Origin of the sequence: Dyella lutea, from assembly GCF_024158035.1 — a bacterium.
In the GTDB taxonomy this organism is placed as follows: domain Bacteria; phylum Pseudomonadota; class Gammaproteobacteria; order Xanthomonadales; family Rhodanobacteraceae; genus Dyella_A; species Dyella_A lutea.
The window spans coordinates 945358-967391 of sequence record NZ_JAMZEK010000002.1; the positions used below are offsets into that span (position 1 = coordinate 945358).

Genomic DNA, 22034 nt, shown 5'->3' on the forward strand with positions numbered 1-22034 from the left:
GGGCATCGATTGTCCATGAACGAGCGGGCCGGAGGACAGGGGATGCGCGTTCCGGCGAACCGCCTAGCTCAGCAATCGGGTGAGAAATCCGTGCCAGGCCGGTGTCTGCATGCCGAAGAACGCCAGCTGCATCACGAGCACGTAGGTTGCGCCGCCGAATGCAAAGGCAGGATGCAGCCGGCGATGCCTGAGCGTGTCGATGGCGATGCACAGCATCAGCGCGACATACACCGCCAGCAGGATCGAGAGCAGGCTCTGGAACAGCCCCAGCGGAAGGCGAGGGAGCACCGAAGGCAGCATGCACACCAGGGTGAGCAGCATCAGTCGCTTGTGGTAATCGCCGCGGCGCCGCAGCCAGACGGCGCTGGCGACGAATCCGGCGAAGAGCAGCATTTCCACCAGCTCCAGCCCGGTGATGGTGACCTGCAAGGGGGCGATATCGGTATGCGCGCGCAGCTCCCTGATCGAGGCGTGCAGGGTGGCCATGGTGCCGATCGTCACCACCAGCGCCGCCCAGCCGGCGCCCACGGTGCCGAGCTTCCGATGCATCCGCACATGTCCGGTTTCCACCAGCCCGGTCTGCACGATGAACATCAGCACCCAGCCACTCATGATGGCGCCATGCACCTGCAGGAACAGCGAGAGGTGGGGGCTCCGGAACAACCACCCCAGGTAGTAGCGCTGCGCAAAGGCGAGGAATACCAGCACCACGAACAGTGCGGCGGACGCGACGAAAAAGGGTCTGTCAGCGGCTTCCTTTCGCATGGACGGCCTCGTGCATCGGTGGCAGGTGGGTGGCGGTCTCCCCGGTGGTGAGCGGTGGGCCGCTCGGCGGGCGTGCCCTGGTCCGCCGGGGCGGATGGCGGCATTGGGTCACAGGCGCCCCGAAGTTTCAATTCGGGGCCGGGGTCTGTGTCGGCGTCGGATTCCCGGGGCCGCCCCGGACGATCTCAGTATGGATGCTGCCGATAGAACAGCTCCAACTGCTGGTAGACCTCCGGCAGGTGCTCGCGCAGCATTGCCGGCGCCTCGAAGAACTGCTCGCTGACCACGGCGAAGAACTCGGCCGGGTTCTCCAGGCCATAGGGGTTGATCGGGATGGGGATGCCCTGGTGGTGCGCCTGGCGCAGGTGTTCCCAGGTGTCGGAAAACACTCGCGTCCAGACGCGTGGGTCCATGCCCCGGTGCAGTGGCGGAAAGCCATTGGCGGCGCCGTTCTGCAGGTCCAGTTTGTGCGCCATCTCGTGGATCACCACGTTCTGTCCGGGCCGTTTGCCGGCGTTGAGCACATCGGCCCAGGACAGGATCACCGGCCCGCGTCCCCAGGCCTCGCCTGCCATCGGAGTGCTGGTCCGGTGCACCACGCCGGCTTCGTCGACCAGCGTACGGTGGGGGACGAATGCGTCCGGGTAGACGATCACGCTGTGCCAGCCGTCGAACCAGTCCACGCCCAGCTTGAGGATCGGCACGCAGGCGTGGGTGGCGAGCAGCACGCGGTCGGCATCGTCCAGCGCCAGCCCCTGCACCGGCTCCAGCGATTTCTCCCGCAGGAACAGGGTGGCCAGCACGCGCAGCGCCGCCTGGTCGGAGGCGCCCAGTCGTCGCGCCGGCGCGCATTGCGTCAGCGCGGCCTGCCACAGGGGATCGGGGATGGGGTGCCTGGCGACAATGCGGCGCACGCGCCAATTCCGGATGCGTTTGAACATGCCCACCTGCGGGGGAGACTCGGCTTCCCCAGCATCTGGGCGAAGTGGGCATTCTCAAGCGGGGTTCGAGGATCGGATCGATCCATCATGCGGACCATGCCGGCCGCGCGACGTCGTCGAGGTGCGGCCGTCAGTGCGGGTTTCCGGTGAGCGAGGCGGCATATGCCGCCGCTGCCACTGCGTCCTGCAACGTGAGCTGTCTTGCCTCGTGCTGCATGGGCGCCGCGTTCGGCGAGTCGCGCTGGCCGCTGGCGAACAGCAGCAGCTGGCGAGCGATGTAGGTGGGCGAACGCCCGGCCAGCGGCGGTGCCGTTCCCCGACCCTGCAGCCGATCGCCATGGCAGCTGTCGCAGGGGAGCAGCGGGCCGCTACCGACCGTAGCCAGCAGTGCGCCGCGCTTGATACTGCCCGGTGGCACGTAGGCGATGAAGCCACCGTGCGTGTCTTCCTTGTCGTAGTCGTCGGGCTTGACCGGTATCTCGATGATGCGCTGGCCGATCGGTTCGCGGCGGCCGTCCGCGTCGGCATGCAGGGCGTAGTCATGCCAGTGCGTACCCGGGACGCTGGCGCTCTCCACCACGTGGACGTTCGACCTGAATGTCAGGTGCGAGAAATAGTCGAGGGCCTGCGCGATATCTCCGTCATTGATGACATCGACCTCCTTGGCCATCATCTGCGCCGAATTCGGCTGCTGCCGCCCGCGATGACCGCCGCGAAAGGCTGCGATCTGTTCGAGCATGTAGTCGCGCGGCAAGCCGGCCAGCGCGGCGGTGGCCGGTACGCCCGTACCGTCCGGTACGTGGCAGCCTCCACAGGACTCGGCACCCGGTACGGTGCCGTGGGCGACTATGGCCGGCAGCGGCGGATGGGCGTGCGGAAACCAGTCGGCCGCGCCGGAATCGGGACCGAACAGGTCCTTGTAGCGGTACGTCCGGGCGCTGTCGCTGACGCGGACGATCTCGTCCGGACGGTGGCTGGCAGGTCCGGTCGGCGACGCACCGGGATCGGGCGAGGATGCCCGCGGATAGGCCCAGTCTGCGATGGAGCGCAAGCTACCGGCGGTAGAGGCCCCGGTGGCACCGCAGGCCAGAACCGCGAGCAACACGGCACCGACACGAGGCATGGCGAGCGGACGCGATGGCATGGACGGCTCCCCGGCCCCCGACGGTGAAGTCTTATTCGATCAGATCACGCTGTGCGGTGCATCTGGTCGGAAGTCCGAGGCGACGGTGACGGGCCGCATGCCCGGTGTGGACCGGCGTCGCCGCGGTCGGTCACTGCGGTGGGGGGATGGGCTCCCGCGGGTGATGCGATGCACGCGCGGATGCCCGAACCTCCGGAACAAAGCTCCATGCGAGGGCACTCTGACGACTCCGGTACCCGAGCGATGCGGGCTTTCCCGCGCGAGGTGGTCCATCGCGGTTCGATCCGGCGGAAAGGTGACCACGCACCGCCATGGCCGCCCGTATCGTCCGCTCAGGTGGCCGGCGAGGCGATCGGTATCCCGCCCTCGCGCAGGTAGTGGGTCACCACGTTGCCCTTCGAGGAGGTGCTGGAGGACACCGGCCGGAAGGCGGCGGGCCGCGCGCGGTCGTCGAACAGCCGCTTGCCCGTGCCAAGCAGGATCGGCACGACGATCAGGATCAGCTCGTCGACCAGGTCGCTGGCCAGCAGCTGCTGCACCAGCTCGCTGCTTCCCTGGGTGAGCAGGGGGGGGCCATCGCCTTGCTTGAGCGCGCGCACGGCCGCGATGACGTCGGGTCCCAGGGCATGGCTGTGGTCCCACGGCAGTACGTCGGGACGGTGCGTGGCGACATGCTTGGGTGCGGCGTTGAACAGGTCTGCCGTGCCGCGCAGCGGGGAGTCCGCGGCAACCTCGGGCCAGAAACTGGCGAAGCCGTCGTAGGTGCGCCGCCCGAGCAACAACTCGAACGGATGCTGGAACAATGCCTCCATCGCATCGGTGGCCTCGTCGGCGTATGGCCAGAACCAGCCGCCGTGGGCGAAACCGTCGGCGGTATCCTCATCCGGGCTGCCGGGTGACTGGATGACACCGTCGAGGGTGACGAAGGCGGGGACGATGAGCTTTCTCATTCGGGTCACTCCTGGGACGTTCGGAAGATGCGCATACCTCTTTGACGAACGACAGGGCGAGGAATCGACAACGTCCGCATGCAATGCACGCGGCCGGGGCCATGGATCAGTTCAGGCCTGGCGGATGCTACGCGCCGGTGTACCGATCTGTCCTGGACGGGTGGATCCATCTGCCACCCCGGTGGCGTGCGGTGCATCGCCGTAGCGAGCATGCCCACCGACGGCCCGCCGTGCGGGAAAGGCCCGGCCCGCGATGCTTCGCGAACCGGGCCGATCCATGGATACCCGCCGATGGCCGGACGCCGAATCAGCGAGGGGAGGTTGCCACCACCGGCAGCAGCACCGCGCTCTTGCCATCGGCGCCGTGTTCGATCGTCACCGTCGCCTTCTTGTAGTCGGCGGGTTTGGCGAACAGGATGTTCGGCACGTACGTCTGCGGGTTGCGGTCGTACAGCGGGAACAGGGTGGACTGGATCTGCACCATGATGCGGTGGCCCGGCTTGAACTCGTAGTTGATCGTCGGCAGGCGGAACCGGTACTGCTGCACCTCATTGGCGGGGATCGGCGACGGGTCGGAGAAGCTCTTGCGGTAGCGGCCGCGGAAGATGTCCATCGATACCGGCAGCTCGTAGCCGCCCATGGTCGGGTCGGTCGGCACGCTGCCGGGGTAGACGTCGATCAGCTTCACCACGAAATCGCCGTCGGTGCCGGTGGTCCTGGCATAGAGATCGGCGATCGGCGCACCTTGCACGGTCACCGTCTTCGTGAGCACCGGCGTGGTGTAGGACAGCACGTCGGGGCGATCGACCACGAAGCGCTGGTCCTGCACCAGCCAGGTGCGCCAGCGGTCCTCGTTCTGCGCTGGGATTGGCCGCTGCAGGTAGGGCACCGGCTTGGCCGGGTCGGAGACATAGCTGTCGCTGCCGCCCGAGGGCTGGCCGAAGCCCAGGCCGAAGTCGCCCTGCAGGTAGATCGGGGTGAGCTTCTGCTCGCTGGCCGGCTTCCAGTGGCTGAAGCTGTCCCAGTGCTGCTCGACCGCGTTGTAGATCATCGCCTGCGGCAACGGCTTGGCCATCGGCGTGCCGCGCAGGTAGTGGTTGAACCAGGGGATGATCACCTGCTGGCGGAACTGCGCGGTGGTGTCGCCCGGCCACTTCAGCGGACCGAGGTTCCAGCCGGCACGGTTGATCTGGCTGTGCCACCACGGTCCCATCACCAGATGGTTGTTTGCGCCGTGGCCGGCCTTCTCCAGCGCTTCCCAGGCATGCACGGCGCCGTAGATGTCCTCCTGGTCCCACAGGCCCTGCAGCCACATGGTCGGCACGTTGGACGGATGCTCGACGAGTAGCTTGTCCAGCGCCTGCAGTTGCCAGAACGCGTCGTAGGACGGGTGCGCGGCGAAGCGGTTCCACCAGGGCAGTTGCTTGAAGCCGTGGGCGTCGGCCCAGGCGCCGGGCGAGCCGGCCTCGAGGAAATTGGTGTAGTCGTCGTAGTTGTCGCGCGGCACGCTCTCGCCCGAGCCCTGCTTGGTCATCTGGCCGGTGAAGTAGTCCAGGTTCACCTGGCGCAGCGCGCCGTAGTGGTACCAGTCGTCGCCCATCCAGCCGTCGACCATCGGGCTCTCCGGCGCCGCGACCTTCAGTGCCGGATGCGGATGCAGCAGGGCCATCGCCACGGTCCAGCCGTCGTAGGACGAGCCGATCATGCCGACCTTGCCATTCGACTCCTTGATGTTCTTCACCAGCCAGTCGATGGTGTCCCACGCGTCGGTGGTGTCGTCGGTCCTGGTCGGGTTGAGCGGGCCGATCGGCGGGCGCGTCATGACGTACTTGCCTTCCGAGCCGTATTTGCCGCGGATGTCCTGCCACACCAGGATGTAGCTGCCGTCGGCCCAGTCCTTGTCGCCCGACCACACCGCGTCGGCCATGTGCGGGCTGTTGCCGGAGGCCATGCCGCTGGCGTCGTAGGGCGTGCGCTCGAGCAGCATCGGCAGGTCGTGCGCGCCCTTCGGAATCATGATCACCGTGTGCAGTTTCACGCCGTCGCGCATCGGGATCATCACCTCGCGCTTGACGTAGTCGAAGTTGCCCTGCGGCTGCACCCACTTGGCCGGGATGTCCGACCCGGTCTGGATCATGTCCGGGGTGACCTTCGACGACTCCTGGCCTGGCGGGAGCGCAGCGAATGCGGTGGCGGAAGCAAGGCAGACGAGCGAAACGATCGCCGAAGCCAGGACGGCTTTCTTCATGGGTGGGGATCCTCTGGTGGGGGAGTCACGGCAGCCCCGCGGGGGCGCCATCCCGGAGACTATGAAAACCTCGGGCAGGGTTTGGCAAGGCGTGGTGCGGCATGCGCGGGTTCTTGCGGCGGGCGGCCCCCGCCTCACGAGCGGCCGGAAGCGGAGAAGGCGGCCCAGGCCGCCTTCTCCGGTCGTCCCTAGGCCGGTAGTCAGGCCGTGGCCGGCTCCGGCAGCGCGGTGGCATCGTCGGTGCCGCACACATCGCGCCACAGGTGGTAGCTCACGCCGAACATGCCCATGAAGATCGTCATCATGAAGCCGATGTACAGCGGTACCGCGATCACCAGCATCAGCCAGTTGCCGACCATTCTGCCGAGCAGGAACGCCAGCATCATCACCAGCATCAGGGCGATCGCAACCCCGATCATGGCGAGCAGGCCACCGACCGCATAGGCCAGCAACGGCAGTGCGTTCTTCGCGGTGCCGATGATGCCATCGCCGATCGCGGCGAACACGCCCCGACGGCCCAGTGCGACCTGCCCGAGGGCGATCGCATAGAAGGCGGTGAACAGCAGGAAGAACACCGCGCCCAGGGCGATGAGTGTGCCGAAGCCATGCGGCAGCGATGGCGGTACGGGCTGTGCCTGCATGGCGAGCGCCTGCATGTACCAGTGCAGCAGGCCGCCGCCCATCGCAACGAGGAGGAGCGCGAACATCGCGACGTAGATCAGCAGGACCACCAGTCCGAAGCCGATCAGGCGCAGGGCACTGCCGTCGCGATAAGGGCCGAAGACGTCGCGGATGCGCGCTGCGCGGCCGCATTCGGCCGCATCGATCACCTGCAGGTATCCACCGTACAGCGGGATCACCAGCAGGCCGATCAGCATCGAGAGTGCGGTCCACCCGACCGACGTCATCGGGGAGAGCGGTATGCCGGCCTGGATGGCATGCAGGCGAATCGGGATTGTCACCAGCGACGGCAGGACAACCGCGGCCAGCAGTATCGCTGCGCCGCCCCACAGCGGTTTCGGATGGCGAAAGCCCGCACTGAATCCGCGCATCAGCCAGCCGAACCCGGCCGATGCCCGCCTCGATCGTGTCGTCATCGTTGCTCCCCCTGATCGGCGCCCCTTGCGCCGCTGCGGTCGAGCATAGCGACGGCGTCGGCCCAAAGAGCGGTGTGGTCTGCCCGGGAGCTGGAAAAATGCTGTATTTCGCAAGCGTTTGCGACGTGCCGGCGGCCGCACGTTCCACGCATCCGCGGGTTGCCGCGGTTGTCGCGAGCCCCGCCCGTGCACCGCTACCAGGGCACCGTGCGCCCCAGATAGTCGAGGTACCGCAATCCGGGCGTGCCTGGCTGGGCGAGCAGCACGTCCACCAGGCGCGGCACGCTGTCCTCGATGGCCAATGGCGCCTCCGCGCCACCGAGCTCGGTGCGCACCCAGCCGGGGGCCATCAGCACCATGGCGCGGGCGGAGCCGGCGTGCCGGGCGGCGAAGCTGCGCATGAACATGTTCAGCGCGGCCTTGCTGCCCCGGTAGAGCTCGCGCATGCCTTTTTCGTTGTTGGCGATGCTGCCTTGTCCGGACGACATGATGCCGATGAGGCCGGTGGGGATGACGAGCGCTTCCAATCGCTCGACCACCCGCATCGGGCTGAGCGCGTTGGTGATCATCAGGTCGACGAAATCCCGGGTCGATACCTCATCGATGGTCTGCGTGGGGTCGGGATTGGTCGTGCCCGCGCTGACGAACAACATGTCGAAGCGCCGATGATCCAGGCGCTGGCGCAAGGCGGCCAGCTGATCCGCGAAGCAGATGTCCAGCGTCTCGATCTCGATCCGGCCCGGGTACGCATCGGCCAGCTCATGCAGCCGCGTGCGGGCGGTGCCGCGCACGGTGCCGACGACGTGCCAGCCCCTGCGCAGGAACTCGCCCGCCATGGCCAGGCCCAGGCCGCGCGAGGCACCGATCAGCAGGATCGTCGGGGGGAGGAGAGGAGTCGGCATCGGGTGATGTCCATGCATCGGGGGCGACAGGAAGGGTTCCATGCCTCCACGGCTGGCGCTAGACGCATGGGATGCAAATTGTTTGTGCATCAGACGCAATCATGCAGACGGTCCGGCGCTATGCTCCGTGGATGGACGCCGTCGATCTCAATCTGCTGCCGGCGCTCGACGCCCTGCTCGCCGAAGGCAGCGTGACGGGCGCGGCGCGCCGGCTGGGGCTGAGCGCATCGGCGATGAGCCGGACGCTGGCGCGGCTGCGCGCGGCGACCGGGGATCCGCTGCTGGTGCGCGCAGGTCGGGGGCTGGTGCCCTCGCCGCGGGCGGTCGAGCTGCGCGAGCGCGTGCATGCGCTGAGCCGCGACGCACAGGCGGTGCTGCGGCCCGTCGCGGACGTGCTCGATCCGTCCGCACTGGATTGCACCTTCACGCTGCGCGCCAACGAGGCCTTCGTCGAGCGTTTCGCGGCGCCGCTGTTCCTCGCGGTATCGGCCGAGGCACCGCGGGTGCGCCTGCAGTTCGTGCACAAGCCCGACAAGGATGCGACGCCGTTGCGCGACGGGCGGATCGACCTGGAAATCGGCGTGGTCGGCACCACGGCGCCAGAGGTGCGCTCCCGCCTGCTGTTCCGCGACCGCTACGTGGGCGTGGTGCGTACCGGCCACCCGCTGCTGTCGGCGCGGACCGTGACCGCGAAGCGCCTGGTGGCGCACGGGCATGTCGCCGCGTCACCCGGCGGCGAGACGCGCGGACCGGTCGACGACGCGCTGGCCGCCGTGGGACTGCATCGCGACGTGCGGGTCGTGGTGCCCGGCTTCACCGATGCATTGGCGATGGCGCGCCACACCGACCTGGTCGCCATCGTGCCGCAGTCCTGCCTCGGAAGCGCGTCGCCGGGGCGTCGCTCCCGTGCGTCCGCGCTCGACATGTTCGAGCTCCCGCTGAAACTGCCGCCGCTGATGGTGAGCGCGATCTGGCATCCACGGCTGGATGCCGATCCGGCCCACCGCTGGCTGCGTGGCGTGGTGCTGGCGGTCTGCCGCGCCGTCTATCCGGCGGGTTAGCCTGACGGCACCCGGCGGTGGCGCGGCTCGTTATAGTCCGCCGCAGGGGATCGTGGAGGAGGGACCATGACCGAGGAAGCGCAGCGACCGTTCGTGGTGCCGTGCCGGCCGCTGCCGCTGGCGGCACCATGGCGCTGGCTGGCGGCCGGATGGCGGGACGTGCATCGGGCGCCGGGTCTCACCGCGGTGTTCGGCACGGTGATCGTGCTGGTGAGCGCGGCGGTATCGGCGCTGGCGTGGGCGCTGGGGCGCTTCGCCCTGCTGGCCTTGCTGCTGTCCGGCTTCGTCTTCGTGGCGCCGCTGATCGGCGTCGGGCTGTATTCGGTGAGCTGTGCGCTGATCGCCGGGCGCCAGCCACGGCTGCGCGATTCGTTCGCGGTGGCGCGGCGGGTGATCGGGCAGGCCGGCATCTTTGCGCTGATGCAGCTGGTGATCATCCTGATCTGGTCGCGCGCCGGCATGATGCTGACTGCTTTCGTGCCGGTGGACCCGGGCGATCACCGTGCGCTGCTCGAGTATCTGGCGATCGGCTCGCTGATCGGTGCGGCCTTCGCCGCCTTCACCTTCGCCGTGTCGGTGGTGTCGCTGCCGCTGATCGCGCAGCGCGACGTGGATATGGTCACCGCCTGCGTCTCCAGCTTCAACGCGGTGCTGCGCAACAAGCCGGTGATGCTGCTGTGGGGCGCGATCATCGTGGTGCTGACGGTGGTCGGCTTTGCCACCGTGATCGGGCTGGGGCTGGTCATGCCGTGGCTGGCCTACGCCACCTATCACGCCTACCGCGACACGCTGGATGCGTCGGACTGGCCGCTGCAGGAGGGCGCGGCGGGCTGATCCGCGCGCGATGCGGTGGCGACCGGCGGTGACGCCGGCCGCCGCCGTTCCGCTCAGAGCTTGTACTGAACGGTGAACCAGACGATGCGGGTATCGGTGGCGTAGTGGTCGGCGCGGTAGTCGGCCAATGCCAGCGAGGTGCTGAAGTGGCGGACGATCGCCAGGTCGGCGGACAGGTCCAGCTCGTCGCCGTAGTGCGTGCCGGTGCGCGTCGCGGCGAAGCGATGCGCGGTGGCCGCCACGCTCAGCGCGTGCGCCCTCCAGCCCACGCCGAGGTAGCTGTCGGCCAGGCCGTCGGCCGGCGTGGCGAGGAAGCGGTCGGCCCAGCCATTGAACGCATGCAGCGTGGCCAGCGGGGTCTGCAGCGCGCTGGTGCCGTTGCCCTGCAGTTGCTCCTGCCCCAGCGTCCAGTGCCAGGCATGCAGGCCAAGGGCCAGTTCGGCGTGCAGGTAGGAACGGCTGCCTTGCAGCGTGCCGCGCTTCCAGGCGTGCTGCCCGGCGGCTTCCAGGGTGTAGTCCAGGCTCCAGTCCTGGCCGCGCGCGGCATGACCCAGCCAGCGCAGGCCGAGGTCACGATGCGAGCTGGCCGGCAGCGACTGGTTGCCTATCAGGTAGGCGTAGCCGACCAGGGTGCCGGCCGCCTGCTTCCACGACACGTTGAGCAGATGGGTGTCCAGGTTCTGCCGGGCGTGCAGCGGGTCGGGATGATGCGCGCCGAAGATGCGGTTGACGCGGGTGAGGTAGGCGTAGTCCACGCGCCAGGCCGGCGCCGGCGTCCAGGTCGCGCGCACGGCGTCGAAGCTCTGTTCGAGCTGACGGAAGCCGACGTTGCCGACGAAGCGGTCGTTGTCGAGCTTGATCACCTGGCGGCCCACGCGCAGGTCCAGCATCTGCCAACCACGGTACTCGACATAGGCCTGGTCCAGCCCGGTGTCGGCGGGGTCGGACACCACCGGGTAGTTCGTCTGTCCGTTGCGGGTGCTGTTGTACAGGTCGTTGCCGACCACGCGGTTGTCCTGCAGCGAGACCCGCGCGCTCCAGCCGTTGTCGTCGGCGAAGCGGTAGCCCAGCCGGGTGCGCACGGTCGAGGCGTTGGCGTCGCGGGCGAAGCCGCCCTGGTCGACCTGCTCGAGCCGATAGCGCACGTCCAGCTGGGGGCTGCTGGTGATGTCGGCATGCGCGCTGGCACAGGCGGCGCCTCCGAGCAGCAGGGCGAACGCGGCGCGCGGGGTGTTGACGGCCCATGGTTTCATGGTCGTTTCCTCGGAGTTCTGGATGGGATGGCCCGGCGGCGGGTGCCGCCGGGCGGGGAGGGCGGCGTGGCCGCCCGGAGGGCCGGATCAGTTGCCGGCGCGGAAGATGCTCGGGTCCTTCGGGCCGGTGACTTCCACCCAGCCGGCGAGGCCCTTCTCCAGGCGCGACAGCGCGTGGTCGACGAGGATGTATTTGCCCGGTTCCTCGAAGTGCACGTCGGTCACCACCGCGCCACCCGGCGGAACGGAGATGGTCTGCACGTCGTGCTCCGGCCGGTTGGCCAGCGCGCCCCAGGCCCAGGCGTCGTCGAACATTTCGCCGATCAGGTGGAACGAGGAGGTCTTGTTCGGGCCGCCGACGCCGAAGTAGATGCGCACGGTGTCGCCCACCTTCGCCTTCAGCGGATGGTCGGTGGTGAGCGCGCCGACGGCACCGTTGAAGACCATGTAGGTCGGCTGTTCGGCGAGCAGCTTGTTGACGTCGAACTGCAGGTGGCCGTGGGTGTTGAACGGTTCGGTGGTGTAGATCTCGCCCTGCATGACGTAGAACTCGTGCGCCACCTTCGGCAGGCCGTCGGCCGGTTCCACCAGCACCATGCCGTACATGCCGTTGGCGATATGCTGGGCGACCATCGGCGTGGCGCAGTGGTAGACGTACAGGCCCGGCTTGAGTGCCTTGAAGGTGAAGCTGCGGGTCTGGCCCGGCGGCACCTGCATCACCGCTGCACCACCGCCCGGGCCGGTCACAGCATGCATGTCGACCGAGTGGTTCATCAGGCTGTGGGCGTCGTTGTGCAGGCTGACCGTGACGGTGTCGCCGACGCGGGCGCGCAGCATCGGTCCGGGCACCTTGCCGTTGAAGGTCCAGTAGGTGAACGTGGTGCCGTTGGCGAGCTGGCCGGTGACTTCCTCGGTGGTGAGGTTGAACTCGAGGTGCTTCGGCGCGCGGTCGCCGACCGGTGGCGGCAGGTCGTCCGGCGCGCGGCTGATGTCGGCGGCGGTGGCCTTGGGGGCGGCTTCGGCCTTGCCCACCACCAGCTTGCCGTCCATGCCGGCGGCGCGATGGCCGGGGATGTTGCAGAAGTAGTCGAAGCTGCCGTCGTGGTCGGCGCGGAACACCACCGCGGTGCTGGCGTCCTTGCCCACCACGTCGTTGGACAGCACGTTGAAATCGGGCAGGCGGAGGTTGTGCATCGAACCGTCGCCGTCGATCAGGTTGATCTGCACGATCGCGCCGGCGGGTACTTTCAGGGTGGGGTTGAGCTGGCCGTCGATGGCACCGCCCACGCCGCGGAAGCCCATGCCGAACGCGCCGACATCGGTCTTCAGGGTGAAGGTCACGGTCGGCGTGTATTCGGCCGGGCTCTGCAGGTTGGATGTGGTGGCGTGCGCGAAGCCGGCCCAGGCGAGGGCCAGCGCGAATGCCGGAGTAAGCATGCGACGAATGTTCATGGTTCCGCCTCCTGCAGCGACATCCGGGTCTCCTGTCGCGCACTTGGATCTCGGTAGAGCGTGCTGCCCGGCGAGCGTTTGGTTCGAGTCGATCAACGTTCGGGGCACACGCTATCGGGCCGCCCGGTGCGAACGGTCTGATCCATGTCAGTCGAGTCCGCCGCGGCGCGGGGTGCGACCGTATGCCCCGGTAGGGCCGCGCACCTCGCGCTGCTGCTGCCGGATTGCCGACCGGCGCACGCCGCACTTAGAGTCGGGCCTCATCCGGGTCGTGTCGGGGAGATGCGCCATGAGAACCCTTGCTGCGGGCGCCTTAGTCATCGCCATGCTGTCGGCGTCGCCGGTCCGGGCGACCGGCGTCGGCTCACCACTGCTGGGCCGCTGGTCCGTCGACGTGTCGCGGCTGCAGATGCCGCCGGCGGCGCGGCCGAAGCGCGTGACGATCACCTTCGCCGAGGCCGGCGGCGGACGGTGGGAAACCCGGGTGGACATCGTCGATGCCGGCGGATCGAGCCGCCATGCGGTGTCCACGACGTCGCTGGACGGCCAGGGAGCGCCCATCAGCAACGACTTCGAGGCGGATACGGTGGCGCTGAAGCTGCCGCTGCCGAACGTGCTGGTGATGGACCTGGTCAAGGGTGGCGTGACGGCATCCACGCGCGTGTACACCGTTGCCCCGGACGGCCGCACGATGACCGAGACCGTGTCCTACGCCGGGCGCGACGGCAAGCCGTTCATGCGCACCAACTATTTTTCGCGCGTGCGCTGAGTGCGGTTGTCTGCTGCCGGCATCGATCGCGCCGGTCATCGGGCCATCGCATCGGGTCGGCGGATGTGCCGGACGAGGAAGGTTGCCTGTGCGTCAGACCGGCGGTATGTCCGACGCGTGGCCGCCGACGCGGTTCCTGCCCGCGTCCTTCGCCTGGTAGAGCGCACGGTCCGCCGCCTCGATCCATTCGCGCGGATGGTTTCCGCCGTGCGGCCGGGGGGCGATTCCGATGCTCACCGAGCAGCGCAGCGAGGGTGCGAGCGGAAAGCGCAGGCTCTCCACGTCGGCGCGGATGCGCTCGGCGATCGCGCCCGCCCCGGACGGATCGACAGGCAGTACGAGGGCGATTTCGTCGCCCCCCAGTCGCCCGGCCGGGCCGCGGTCGGCGACCTGCTCACGCACGATGGTGCCAATCGCGCGCAACACGTCGTCGCCGATCGGATGGCCGTGGGTGTCGTTGACCACCTTGAAGTCGTCCAGGTCGATCAGCAGCAGCGTGGCGGTGGCGTCCGGGCGCAACGCCGCCAGCATCGCGGCGACGCTCTGTTCCCAGTGGCGTCGGGTATGCAGGCCGGTCAACGGGTCGGTATGGGCCAGTTCCTTCAGGCGCAGGTTCTGCAGCTGCACCCGGCGCACCAGGCTGTAGCTGATCGCGCTGACCACCAGCGTGTGGATCACCAGGATCGGCAAGCTGGCCATCACCACCGCCATGTCGGAAGCGGGGGCGGCGGCGAAGCCGGTGAGCAGCCCGCCCAGCACGATGCCCGCGGCGGTCCAGCCCAGCGAGCGAGGCCACAGCCCGCGGATGCCGGTGGTGACCTTGTCCGCCGCCACCACGGCGATCAGCACGACCGACGGCAGCAGGTTGAAATGCATCAGCGGGGCGCAGGTGCCGGCGAAGAACGAGTCGAGCAGCAGATTGCGTCGTTCGGTGGCGGCCGGGTCCCTGCCGTGGCGGGCCATCAGGAAGGCGAAGTGCGGCCAGGCGAAGCAGACCAGCATCGCCCATGCCCATGCCTGCCAGTTTCCGTGCCGCTGCTGCAACACCACGGCGATGGGCAGGGCGCCCAGCCCCATGCCCAGCACGCGCAGGACGTAGGTGCGCCGGTAGAGCTGGCGCAACGGGTTGCTGGACGGGTCGTTCTTCATGGGCTTCGGGATGCCTGCGGGCGGGCCGGCGGGAGCTGTTCCGGCCTCATGCACGCAGCAGGGCGGGAACATCCAGATCCCAATGGGCGGGATCTTCGATGGCGACGATGCGATCGTCCGAGCCCTCCAGGTCCAGCGTTTCCGGTTCCAGCCGCGTGCGGTCGGGAAGGGTGCAGATCAGTCGCACGATCGGGTTCAGCGCGCTGCCGTTGCCCTGCACCAGTACCACGGCCAGTCGCTGGGATGCCAACTGCACGAGTGTGCCGGTGGGATAGATGCCGATGAGCTTCACGAAGACGTGGAAGATCCTGCGGTCGAAATGGCCATCCTGCCACTCGGCCATGCGGCGAATGGCTTCGGCCGGCTCCCAGCCGGGCTTGTAACAGCGCTCGGAGGTGATCGCATCGTAGACGTCGCAGATCGCACCCATGCGTGCGACCTCGCTCAGCGCGTCGCCGGACAGGCGCCCCGGATAGCCGGTGCCGTCGGTCCGTTCGTGATGGTGCAGACACACCTCAAGTGCCATCTGGCCGGCGGCCGATTCACGGCTCAGGATGTCCCAGCCGACCTGCGGGTGCTGCCGCACGGTGGCCAGCTCCAGCGGGCTGAGGCGACCGGGCTTGTTGAGCACCGCGTCGGAGATGCCGACTTTGCCGATGTCGTGCAGCAACCCGGCCACGCCGAGCTCTTTCAGCGTCTCGCCCTCGTAGCCCAGGCGCATGCCGAGGGCGATCATCAGTGCGGCGACGGCGACCGAGTGCAGGTAGGTGTAGTCGTCCTTGTTCTTCAGGCGGACCACGCTCAGCATCGCCGCGGGGCTGCGGGCAATCACCTCGCTGATCTCGTCCACCACCTCGGCAGCGGCGTCCATGCTCAGCGCCTTGCCCATGCGCGCCTCGCCGAACAGCGACTTCGCCACGCCCCTGGCGCGTTCGCGGATGGCTTCGGCCGCGGCGTAGTCGTCGCCGAAGGCCGAGCGTTCGGGCGACGGCTCCGGCGTCGTCTCGATGACCGGCGCCGCGTAAGAGGTCACCGGTCCGGATGCCAGATCCAGCCCCTTGCTGGTGTCGATCCACACACCCTGCTGCCCCAGCGCACGCAGCGTGACCAGGGTTTCGCCGGGCTCGACCAGGAACGATCCCCGCCAGAACGGATGATCCAGCCAGTTGCCCTCGATCTTCCGGACGTACATCCCCGCAACCACCTGGGTGGCGACGATCTTCTTCAGCGGCGAGGTCATGTTCGGGGCAATCCAAATCTCGTCGGTTCTGCGTGGGTGCGTACCGGGCGGAGTCATCGTGGCAGGGGCGATCGATCGCTTTGGCGACCTGCCCCTGGGCGGGCTCCGTTCGGGTTCCGGACCGTGCGTTCGGTTATCGGCCCGCACGAGGCGTACTTGAGTGGCGGCCAGGCCTGGCGGCAGGCCGCTGGCGGGGTGTCGCCGGGCGTAACGATGCCGGTTCGTCCGGTATGGGCGCCGGCGACGGGCGCCGACGGCGATGTCGTGATGCCGGGCGTGGGTGGGCGTGGTTCTGCAGGGGCGGAGGCTCCCCGGATGCGCCCTCGCCGCTCCCCCGACCTGAGCATCGTTTGATCCTGGACAAGTCGTCGACGTCGACGCGGGGCTACGGTGACGGTCCCCATCTGCGTTGCGGCGGCCGGAGTCGATCGCGCGCGAGGGCAGTCGAGGCAGCGCGACACCGACCATCCATGGGAGTCCAGACCATGCGTTACGTGATTCTCGCCCTGGCGATCTTCCTCTCCCCCGTGGCCTGCACCCAGGCATGGGCCCAGACCCGGCTGAGCATAGGCATCAGCGACCGCGGCGTGAGCCTGGGCTTCGTCGTATCGACGTATCCGACGTTCGATCGCATTCCTGGCTACCCGGTGTACTACGACCCGAGCATCGACCAGAACTACTTCTTCTACGACGGCCTGTACTGGGTGTACGTGGACGACGGCTGGTATTGGAGCACCTGGTACAACGGGCCCTGGTATCTGGTTTCGCCGGCTTACGTGCCCTTGTTCATCCTGCGCATTCCGGTGCGCTACTACCGTCGACCGCCGCCTTACTTCGGCGGCTGGCCCCCGAGCGCGCCTCCGCGTTGGGGCGAACACTGGGGACCCGGTTGGGAACGGCAGCGCAGCGGGTGGGATCGCTGGAATCGCCGCTCCGTGCCCGCACCGGCGCCGCTGCCGACCTATCAGCGCAGCTACACCGGCAGCCACTACCCCCGCCAAATGGAGCAGCAGCGTTCGATCGAATCCCGCAACTATCGTTACCAGCCGCGCGAGACGGTGAGCAGGCAGGTTCTCGAGCAGCGTCGCCGTAGCGAGCCGTCGCGCAGCTGGCCCCGGCAGAACGATCAACAGCAGGAACAGCGGAATCGCCAGCAGCAGGACGTCCAGCGGCAACAGGAACAGCGGAATCGCCAGCAGCAGGACGTCCAGCGGCAACAGGAACAGCGGAACCGCCAGCAGCAGGATGTCCAGCGGCAACAGGAACAGCGGAACCGCCAGCAGCAGGATGTCCAGCAGCAACTGCAGCAGCGCGCCCGGCCACCGCAGCAGGGTGCGCAGCCGGCGCCCAAGGCACGTGGCAAGGACGACTCCGGCGGAAAGGGCCGGTCGGACAAAGACAGAGGCCGGAAGGGTGACGGTCAGGATGGCACTGGCCATCCTTGACCGGTGACGGCCTAGAGCCGGACGAGGCGTAGCCCGTCCAGCAGGCTGCCCAGGGGGCCTCCGGTGGCGGCACCGTCGAGTGCGGTGACTTCGAGCACCATCGCTGGCAGCGGCTGCGGCGTGGCCAGTTCCACCAGTTCGCCGCGCGCCAGCTCGGTCGCGACGGCGTAGCGCGGCAGCGCTCCCAGCTCGCCGCCATGCGCTACCCGCCGCTTCACTGCCTCCACCGATCCGGCCGAGTGCAGCGACGCGGCAATGCCCAGGTGGCGCAACCAGGTGGAGAGCAGCGCGTTGAGTGCGCCTTCCGGGTCGGGTACGCAGATCGCGGGAGCGGGCAGACCTGGCACCAGGGGCGGCTCGGCGCTCGCCGGCGCGCGGAACAGCGCAAGTCGCGATTGCGCCAGTTGCTGCAGTGTCTGGTCGGACGGTACCGCCTGGTCGATGCTCGGCCCGATGGTGATGGCGGCCTGCAGCCGGCCTGCCGATACCAGCTGGCGCAGCTCCGCGCACAAGCCGGTGCGGACCTGCACGGCGAGCGTGGGCCAGGTCTTGCGCAGGTGCTCAAGCACACCGGGAAGCACATAGGTGCCGATCGACTCGGAGGCACCGATGGCCAGCGAGCGTTGCGGCTGCATGCCACGCGCGAAGGCCATCGTCTCGTCGGCCACCTGCACCAGCCGCCGCGCATGGGGCAGCAGCGCGGAAGCCTGCCGGGTAAGCGTCGCGCCGCTGCCCGGCGCGCGCTCGGTGATCGCGAAGCCGACCGCGCGTTCGAGCGAGAACAGCGTTTCGGAAAGCGTCGACTGCGCCACGCCCAGGGCCTTGGCCGCGCGGGCGATGCCCTGCTGTTCGGCAAGGGCGATCAATGCCCGGCAGTGGCGGAGTTCGATGTCCATACGCGGAGAGTGAGGTGATCGGCGAGGCCGATGGGTCCATCGGCGTTTTGGAGCGGGTGGCATCGGCCCGGACCATGCCGCCACCGCGCCGGATCCAGGCGCATGCGACAGGCAGAGCGACCGTGACGATGATCCTTCCCCGCAAGACCGCGCTGATCGTGATCGATGTCCAGCAGGGTTTCAACGACCCGCGCTGGGGCGCGCGCAACAATCCTGGCGCCGAGGCGAACATCGCACGCCTGCTGGCGGCGTTTCGTGCAAAGGGCCGGCCGGTGATCCACGTGCAGCACGACTCGGCCGCGCCGGACGGCGCCTTCCGCCCGGGTACGCCGGGTCATCGGCCCAAGCCCGAGGCCATGCCGCGCGAGGGCGAGGCGGTCTACCGCAAGTCGGTCAACAGCGCGTTCATCGGCACCACGCTGGAGCACGACCTGCGCGATGCCGGCATCGAGGGCCTGGTGATCGTCGGGCTGACCACCAACCATTGCGTGTCCACCACCACGCGCATGGCCGGCAACTTCGGTTTCACCACCAGCATCGTCGCCGACGCCACCGCGACGTTCGAGCGCATGGGCATGGACGGCACGATGCGCCCCGCAGGGGAGGTGCATGCCAGTGCGCTCAGCGACCTGCGCGAGGAGTTTGCCGCGGTGGTCGATACCGACGCGGTGATCGCCGTGGTGTGACACGCGGCCGGTGAGGGGCGTGGCAGCGTCGCGCCCAGTGGACAGGCAACGTCTTCCCGGCCGGCGCGCCGTCGCAACCATGCGTAGGGTGCCGGCGTGCCGTGGGCCACGCAAAGCGCGGTGCGATGCAACTCGCCCGCGCCAGGATGCCACCGGGCGCGCCGGTGCTTGCGTGCCTCCTCCCTGCGGGGTGAACGGCGGAGGCGGGCGGGCGCGAATCCGTTCGCAGGCGAGGCGGCGGTTTGCCGGTCGGAGGGGCACCACGGCTCCCGTCTCACGCGTGGGGACCGACGCCGGCCGGGCCCGCGCGAGGCTGTGAGCCCGTGCGACGTGCGTGGGAGAATCCTGGCGTGGCCCACCCATCCGCCCCGTCCCGCCATCTGCGCGACCTCGCCCGCCTGCGGCGCGTGCGCGATCGCATCGACCGCGAATACGCGCGGCCGCTCAACGTCGAGGCGCTGGCGCGCAGCGTGCACATGTCCGCCGGCCACCTGAGCCGCCAATTCCGGCTGGCGTTCGGCGAGTCGCCCCACGCATACCTGATGACCCGCCGCATCGAGCGGGCGATGGCGCTGCTGCGGCGGGGCGATCTGCAGGTGACCGAGGTCTGCTACGCGGTCGGATGCGCCTCGCTGGGCACGTTCACCACCCGCTTCACCGAGCTGGTCGGCGTGTCTCCCGGTGTCTATCGACGCGAGGCGGCGGAGGCGACGCGCGGGATGCCCTCGTGCGTGGCCCGGCAAGTGACGCGACCGGTCAGGATTCGAGAAGCGCCGGCGGACGAGCCCGATCTAGCATGACCGCTCCTTCCACACCCGAGGCCAACGCCATGGACATCGCGATCCACGCCAGCTTTCTTCCGCACACCGACCCGGACGCCTCACTGGCGTTCTACCGCGATACGCTGGGCTTCGAGGTGCGCAACGACGTCGGCTACCAGGGCCTGCGCTGGATCACCGTCGGACCGCCGGGGCAGCCGGAAACCTCCATCGTGCTGGCTCCGCCGTCGGCCAGTCCCGGCGTCACCGAGGACGAGAAACGCACGATTGCCGAAATGATGGCCAAGGGCACCTACGCCATGCTGCTGCTGGCCACGCCGGATCTGGATGCCGCGTTCGAGCGGATCCAGGCCAGCGGTGCGGAGATCGTGGAGGAGCCGACCATGCAGCCCTACGGGGTGCGCGATTGCGCGGTGCGCGACCCGGCTGGCAACCTGCTCAGGGTGCAGGAGCGGCGCTGATCCCAGTCGAGTCAGGATCGACACACTGCAAAGGAGATGGACATGGCGGAAAAGAAAGGTGGCAAGAAGCCCGCAGCGAAGCCGGCGGCCAAATCGGTGGCCGGATCGACGGCCAAGTCGACCGCCAAGTCGGCAGCGCGGTCCGCTCGCGGCTTTACCGCCGAAGAGCAGGCGGCGATGCGCGAGTACGCGCAGGAGCTGAAAGCGGCCTCGCGCCCGGGCAGGAAGGCCGCGGACGGCGAAGCGGACCTCTTGGCCAAGGTCGCCGCGATGCCCGAGCCGGATCGGGTGATGGCCACGCGGATCCACGCCATCGTGCGGGCGAGCGCACCGTCGCTGGTGCCAAGGACCTGGTACGGCATGCCGGCCTACGCCAATGACGCCGGTCAGGTGGTGTGCTTTTTCCAGGGCATGTCGAAGTTCAAGACGCGCTACGCGACGCTCGGTTTCAGCGACAAGGCGAGACTCGATGAGGGTTCGATGTGGCCAAGCGCGTTCGCGCTGGAGACGCTGGATGCCGCCACCGAGGCACGCATCTCGGCACTGGTGGCGAGGGCGGCGGGGTAGGCGTGGTCCGCGTCCGGCCCGGCTCAGCCGGACGCCCGCGCGCCGGCGGTCGGCCGGGTTTCCGGCATGCGCACGAGGACCGGCAGCACGGCCAGTGCGACCAGGGCGATCATCGCCCCGGGCAGCGCCGTCCAGCCGGTAAGCTTCACCAGCAGTTCGGCCAGGAACGGGGTCAGTCCGCCGAAGATCGCCGTGGCCATGGTCACGCCAAGCGCCAGACCGCTCAGCCGGCCTTCGCCGGGAAACTGCTCGGCCGTGGCGGACGCGCCCACCGCGCTGACGCCACCGGCCAGGCAGGCGAGCACGAGCGCCCCCAGCGCGATCGGGATCTCGCCGCCGTGTCCCATCACCGCGAACATCGCCAGCGGCAGCAGCGTGCTGCCCGCCGCCAGCCATAGCAGGACGGGCCTGCGTCCGATCCGGTCGGACAGTGCGCCGGTGAACGGCGTCACCGCGATCACCGCGACGGCCGCCAGCGTGGACAGCCACAGCGATCGTCCCTCGGCCAGCACGCCGGAGGAGGTGAGGAATGCCGGCACGTAGGTAATGCCGACGTAATAGGTGATCGAGCCCAGCGCCGACACCGCGAAGGTCCGCCGCAGGGCCGCCCGGTGGTGGCGCAGCGTATGGCGCAGAGGCGAGGCGGGGACGGTGCATTCGGCGACCTGACGCTCGAAATCCGGCGACTCCTGCATCATCGAGCGTGCGAACCAGACCGTGCCGGCCAGTGCCGCGCCGACGAAGAACGGGATCCGCCAGCCCCACGCCGCGAGTTCGGCCGGAGTCAGTGCGCCGACGGTCAACGCCGACAAAGCGACGGCGAGCAGTGCCCCCACTTCGCTTGCCGCCGATGCCAGCGAAGTGAGCAGGCCGCGGCGCTCCATCGGCGCGCCCTCCAGCAGGTAAGCCACGACGCCGGTGTATTCGCCCCCCACCGAGAATGCCATGAAGCAGCGCAGCACAAGCAGCAGCGCGCCGGCGGCCGGGCCGATTGCGGCGTAGTCCGGCAGCAGTGCCGTGGCGAGCATCGCGGCAGTCATCAGCATCATCGACAGCAGCAAGGTGCGCCGGCGGCCGATGCGGTCGCCGACGTGCCCGAAGACCATCGCGCCGAGCGGGCGCATCGCGTAGGAAATGGCGAAGCCGGCCAGCGTGGCAAGCAGCGACGTAGCGCCGCCGCCAAAGAACACCCGGGCCAGTACAGTGGCGAAATACAGGTACAGCGTGAAGTCGTACCACTCCACCACGGTGGACAACGCAGCGACGATCATCGATCGGCGCGAGACGGTGGCGGTTCGGCTCGAAGCAGCGGGCATGTCCGGGCGTCGCAGGCGGGGAAGTGCCCGATGTTAACTGTCGCCGGGAGATCGGGGCCGATGGTCGTGCGCGTTCGGG

The 22034-nt window shown here is 68.9% G+C and carries 21 protein-coding genes; 8 read left to right on the forward strand and 13 right to left on the reverse strand.

Annotation, left to right across the window (positions count from 1 at the left end):
* Positions 1 to 63 precede the first annotated feature (63 nt).
* The 7 genes from NC595_RS11695 to NC595_RS11725 form a co-directional block, all read right to left on the reverse strand.
* A complete protein-coding gene (locus NC595_RS11695) occupies positions 64 to 765 on the reverse strand; it encodes a hypothetical protein (RefSeq protein ID WP_253566619.1) in 702 nt (233 codons plus the stop codon).
* A gap of 185 nt (positions 766 to 950) precedes the next feature.
* Positions 951 to 1679, reverse strand: coding sequence for a M90 family metallopeptidase (locus NC595_RS11700; protein ID WP_253566621.1), 729 nt, complete (start codon positions 1677 to 1679; stop codon positions 951 to 953).
* A 157-nt stretch (positions 1680 to 1836) separates the two neighbouring features.
* A complete protein-coding gene (locus NC595_RS11705; RefSeq protein ID WP_253566623.1) occupies positions 1837 to 2850 on the reverse strand; it encodes a c-type cytochrome in 1014 nt (337 codons plus the stop codon).
* Positions 2851 to 3182: 332 nt separating this feature from the next.
* Positions 3183 to 3800 carry a dihydrofolate reductase family protein gene (locus tag NC595_RS11710; protein ID WP_253566625.1) on the reverse strand — a complete coding sequence of 206 codons (618 nt, stop codon included), beginning with the start codon at positions 3798 to 3800 and terminating at the stop codon, positions 3183 to 3185.
* A gap of 307 nt (positions 3801 to 4107) precedes the next feature.
* The gene (locus NC595_RS11715; protein WP_253566627.1) at positions 4108 to 6048 is read right to left on the reverse strand and encodes a CocE/NonD family hydrolase; all 1941 of its coding nucleotides are present in this window, start codon (positions 6046 to 6048) and stop codon (positions 4108 to 4110) included.
* A 200-nt stretch (positions 6049 to 6248) separates the two neighbouring features.
* A complete protein-coding gene (locus tag NC595_RS11720; RefSeq protein WP_253566629.1) occupies positions 6249 to 7145 on the reverse strand; it encodes a hypothetical protein in 897 nt (298 codons plus the stop codon).
* Positions 7146 to 7339: 194 nt separating this feature from the next.
* On the reverse strand, positions 7340 to 8047 hold the full coding sequence (locus tag NC595_RS11725) for an SDR family NAD(P)-dependent oxidoreductase (RefSeq protein ID WP_253566631.1): 708 nt from the start codon (positions 8045 to 8047) through the stop codon (positions 7340 to 7342).
* 101 nt (positions 8048 to 8148) lie between these two features.
* Here NC595_RS11725 and NC595_RS11730 point away from each other — a divergent pair, with 101 nt between their 5' ends.
* Positions 8149 to 9108: a LysR family transcriptional regulator gene (locus tag NC595_RS11730; RefSeq protein ID WP_253566633.1), complete on the forward strand. Its 960-nt coding sequence runs from the start codon at positions 8149 to 8151 to the stop codon at positions 9106 to 9108.
* A gap of 66 nt (positions 9109 to 9174) precedes the next feature.
* A complete protein-coding gene (locus tag NC595_RS11735; RefSeq protein ID WP_253566635.1) occupies positions 9175 to 9942 on the forward strand; it encodes a DUF2189 domain-containing protein in 768 nt (255 codons plus the stop codon).
* A gap of 53 nt (positions 9943 to 9995) precedes the next feature.
* Here the strand turns inward: NC595_RS11735 and NC595_RS11740 are convergent, their stop codons facing one another.
* Positions 9996 to 11195: an alginate export family protein gene (locus NC595_RS11740; protein ID WP_253566637.1), complete on the reverse strand. Its 1200-nt coding sequence runs from the start codon at positions 11193 to 11195 to the stop codon at positions 9996 to 9998.
* Between the two features lie 87 nt (positions 11196 to 11282).
* Positions 11283 to 12647, reverse strand: a complete 1365-nt coding sequence (gene nirK, locus NC595_RS11745; protein WP_253566639.1) for a copper-containing nitrite reductase — start codon at positions 12645 to 12647, stop codon at positions 11283 to 11285.
* Between the two features lie 289 nt (positions 12648 to 12936).
* Here nirK and NC595_RS11750 point away from each other — a divergent pair, with 289 nt between their 5' ends.
* Positions 12937 to 13416: a hypothetical protein gene (locus NC595_RS11750; protein ID WP_253566641.1), complete on the forward strand. Its 480-nt coding sequence runs from the start codon at positions 12937 to 12939 to the stop codon at positions 13414 to 13416.
* Between the two features lie 93 nt (positions 13417 to 13509).
* Here the strand turns inward: NC595_RS11750 and NC595_RS11755 are convergent, their stop codons facing one another.
* Together NC595_RS11755 and NC595_RS11760 are read right to left on the reverse strand one after the other, a co-directional pair.
* Positions 13510 to 14565, reverse strand: a complete 1056-nt coding sequence (locus NC595_RS11755) for a sensor domain-containing diguanylate cyclase (RefSeq protein ID WP_253566643.1) — start codon at positions 14563 to 14565, stop codon at positions 13510 to 13512.
* A 46-nt stretch (positions 14566 to 14611) separates the two neighbouring features.
* Positions 14612 to 15805, reverse strand: coding sequence for a cyclic di-GMP phosphodiesterase (locus tag NC595_RS11760; RefSeq protein ID WP_253566645.1), 1194 nt, complete (start codon positions 15803 to 15805; stop codon positions 14612 to 14614).
* Between the two features lie 485 nt (positions 15806 to 16290).
* On the opposite strand from NC595_RS11760, the gene NC595_RS11765 reads away from it, so the two are divergent.
* Complete coding sequence (locus NC595_RS11765; RefSeq protein ID WP_253566647.1) at positions 16291 to 17250, forward strand: hypothetical protein; 960 nt, start codon at positions 16291 to 16293, stop codon at positions 17248 to 17250.
* Positions 17251 to 17261: 11 nt separating this feature from the next.
* On the opposite strand, the gene NC595_RS11770 is transcribed toward NC595_RS11765, so the two are convergent.
* Positions 17262 to 18146 (reverse strand): LysR family transcriptional regulator, encoded by an 885-nt coding sequence (locus tag NC595_RS11770; protein ID WP_253566649.1) that lies wholly within the window; start codon positions 18144 to 18146, stop codon positions 17262 to 17264.
* A 128-nt stretch (positions 18147 to 18274) separates the two neighbouring features.
* Between NC595_RS11770 and NC595_RS11775 the strand changes: the two genes are divergently transcribed.
* The 4 genes from NC595_RS11775 to NC595_RS11790 all read left to right on the forward strand — a co-directional run bounded on the left by NC595_RS11775 (position 18275) and on the right by NC595_RS11790 (position 20639).
* Positions 18275 to 18832, forward strand: a complete 558-nt coding sequence (locus NC595_RS11775; RefSeq protein ID WP_253566651.1) for a cysteine hydrolase family protein — start codon at positions 18275 to 18277, stop codon at positions 18830 to 18832.
* Positions 18833 to 19182: 350 nt separating this feature from the next.
* Positions 19183 to 19632: a helix-turn-helix transcriptional regulator gene (locus NC595_RS11780; RefSeq protein ID WP_253566653.1), complete on the forward strand. Its 450-nt coding sequence runs from the start codon at positions 19183 to 19185 to the stop codon at positions 19630 to 19632.
* Complete coding sequence (locus NC595_RS11785; RefSeq protein ID WP_253566655.1) at positions 19629 to 20072, forward strand: VOC family protein; 444 nt, start codon at positions 19629 to 19631, stop codon at positions 20070 to 20072. The genes NC595_RS11780 and NC595_RS11785 overlap by 4 nt, the downstream gene beginning before the upstream one ends.
* Positions 20073 to 20114: 42 nt before the next feature.
* Positions 20115 to 20639 (forward strand): iron chaperone, encoded by a 525-nt coding sequence (locus NC595_RS11790; RefSeq protein ID WP_253566657.1) that lies wholly within the window; start codon positions 20115 to 20117, stop codon positions 20637 to 20639.
* A gap of 23 nt (positions 20640 to 20662) precedes the next feature.
* Here NC595_RS11790 and NC595_RS11795 read toward each other — a convergent pair whose 3' ends face one another.
* Positions 20663 to 21955 carry an MFS transporter gene (locus tag NC595_RS11795; RefSeq protein WP_253566659.1) on the reverse strand — a complete coding sequence of 431 codons (1293 nt, stop codon included), beginning with the start codon at positions 21953 to 21955 and terminating at the stop codon, positions 20663 to 20665.
* Positions 21956 to 22034 lie beyond the last annotated feature (79 nt).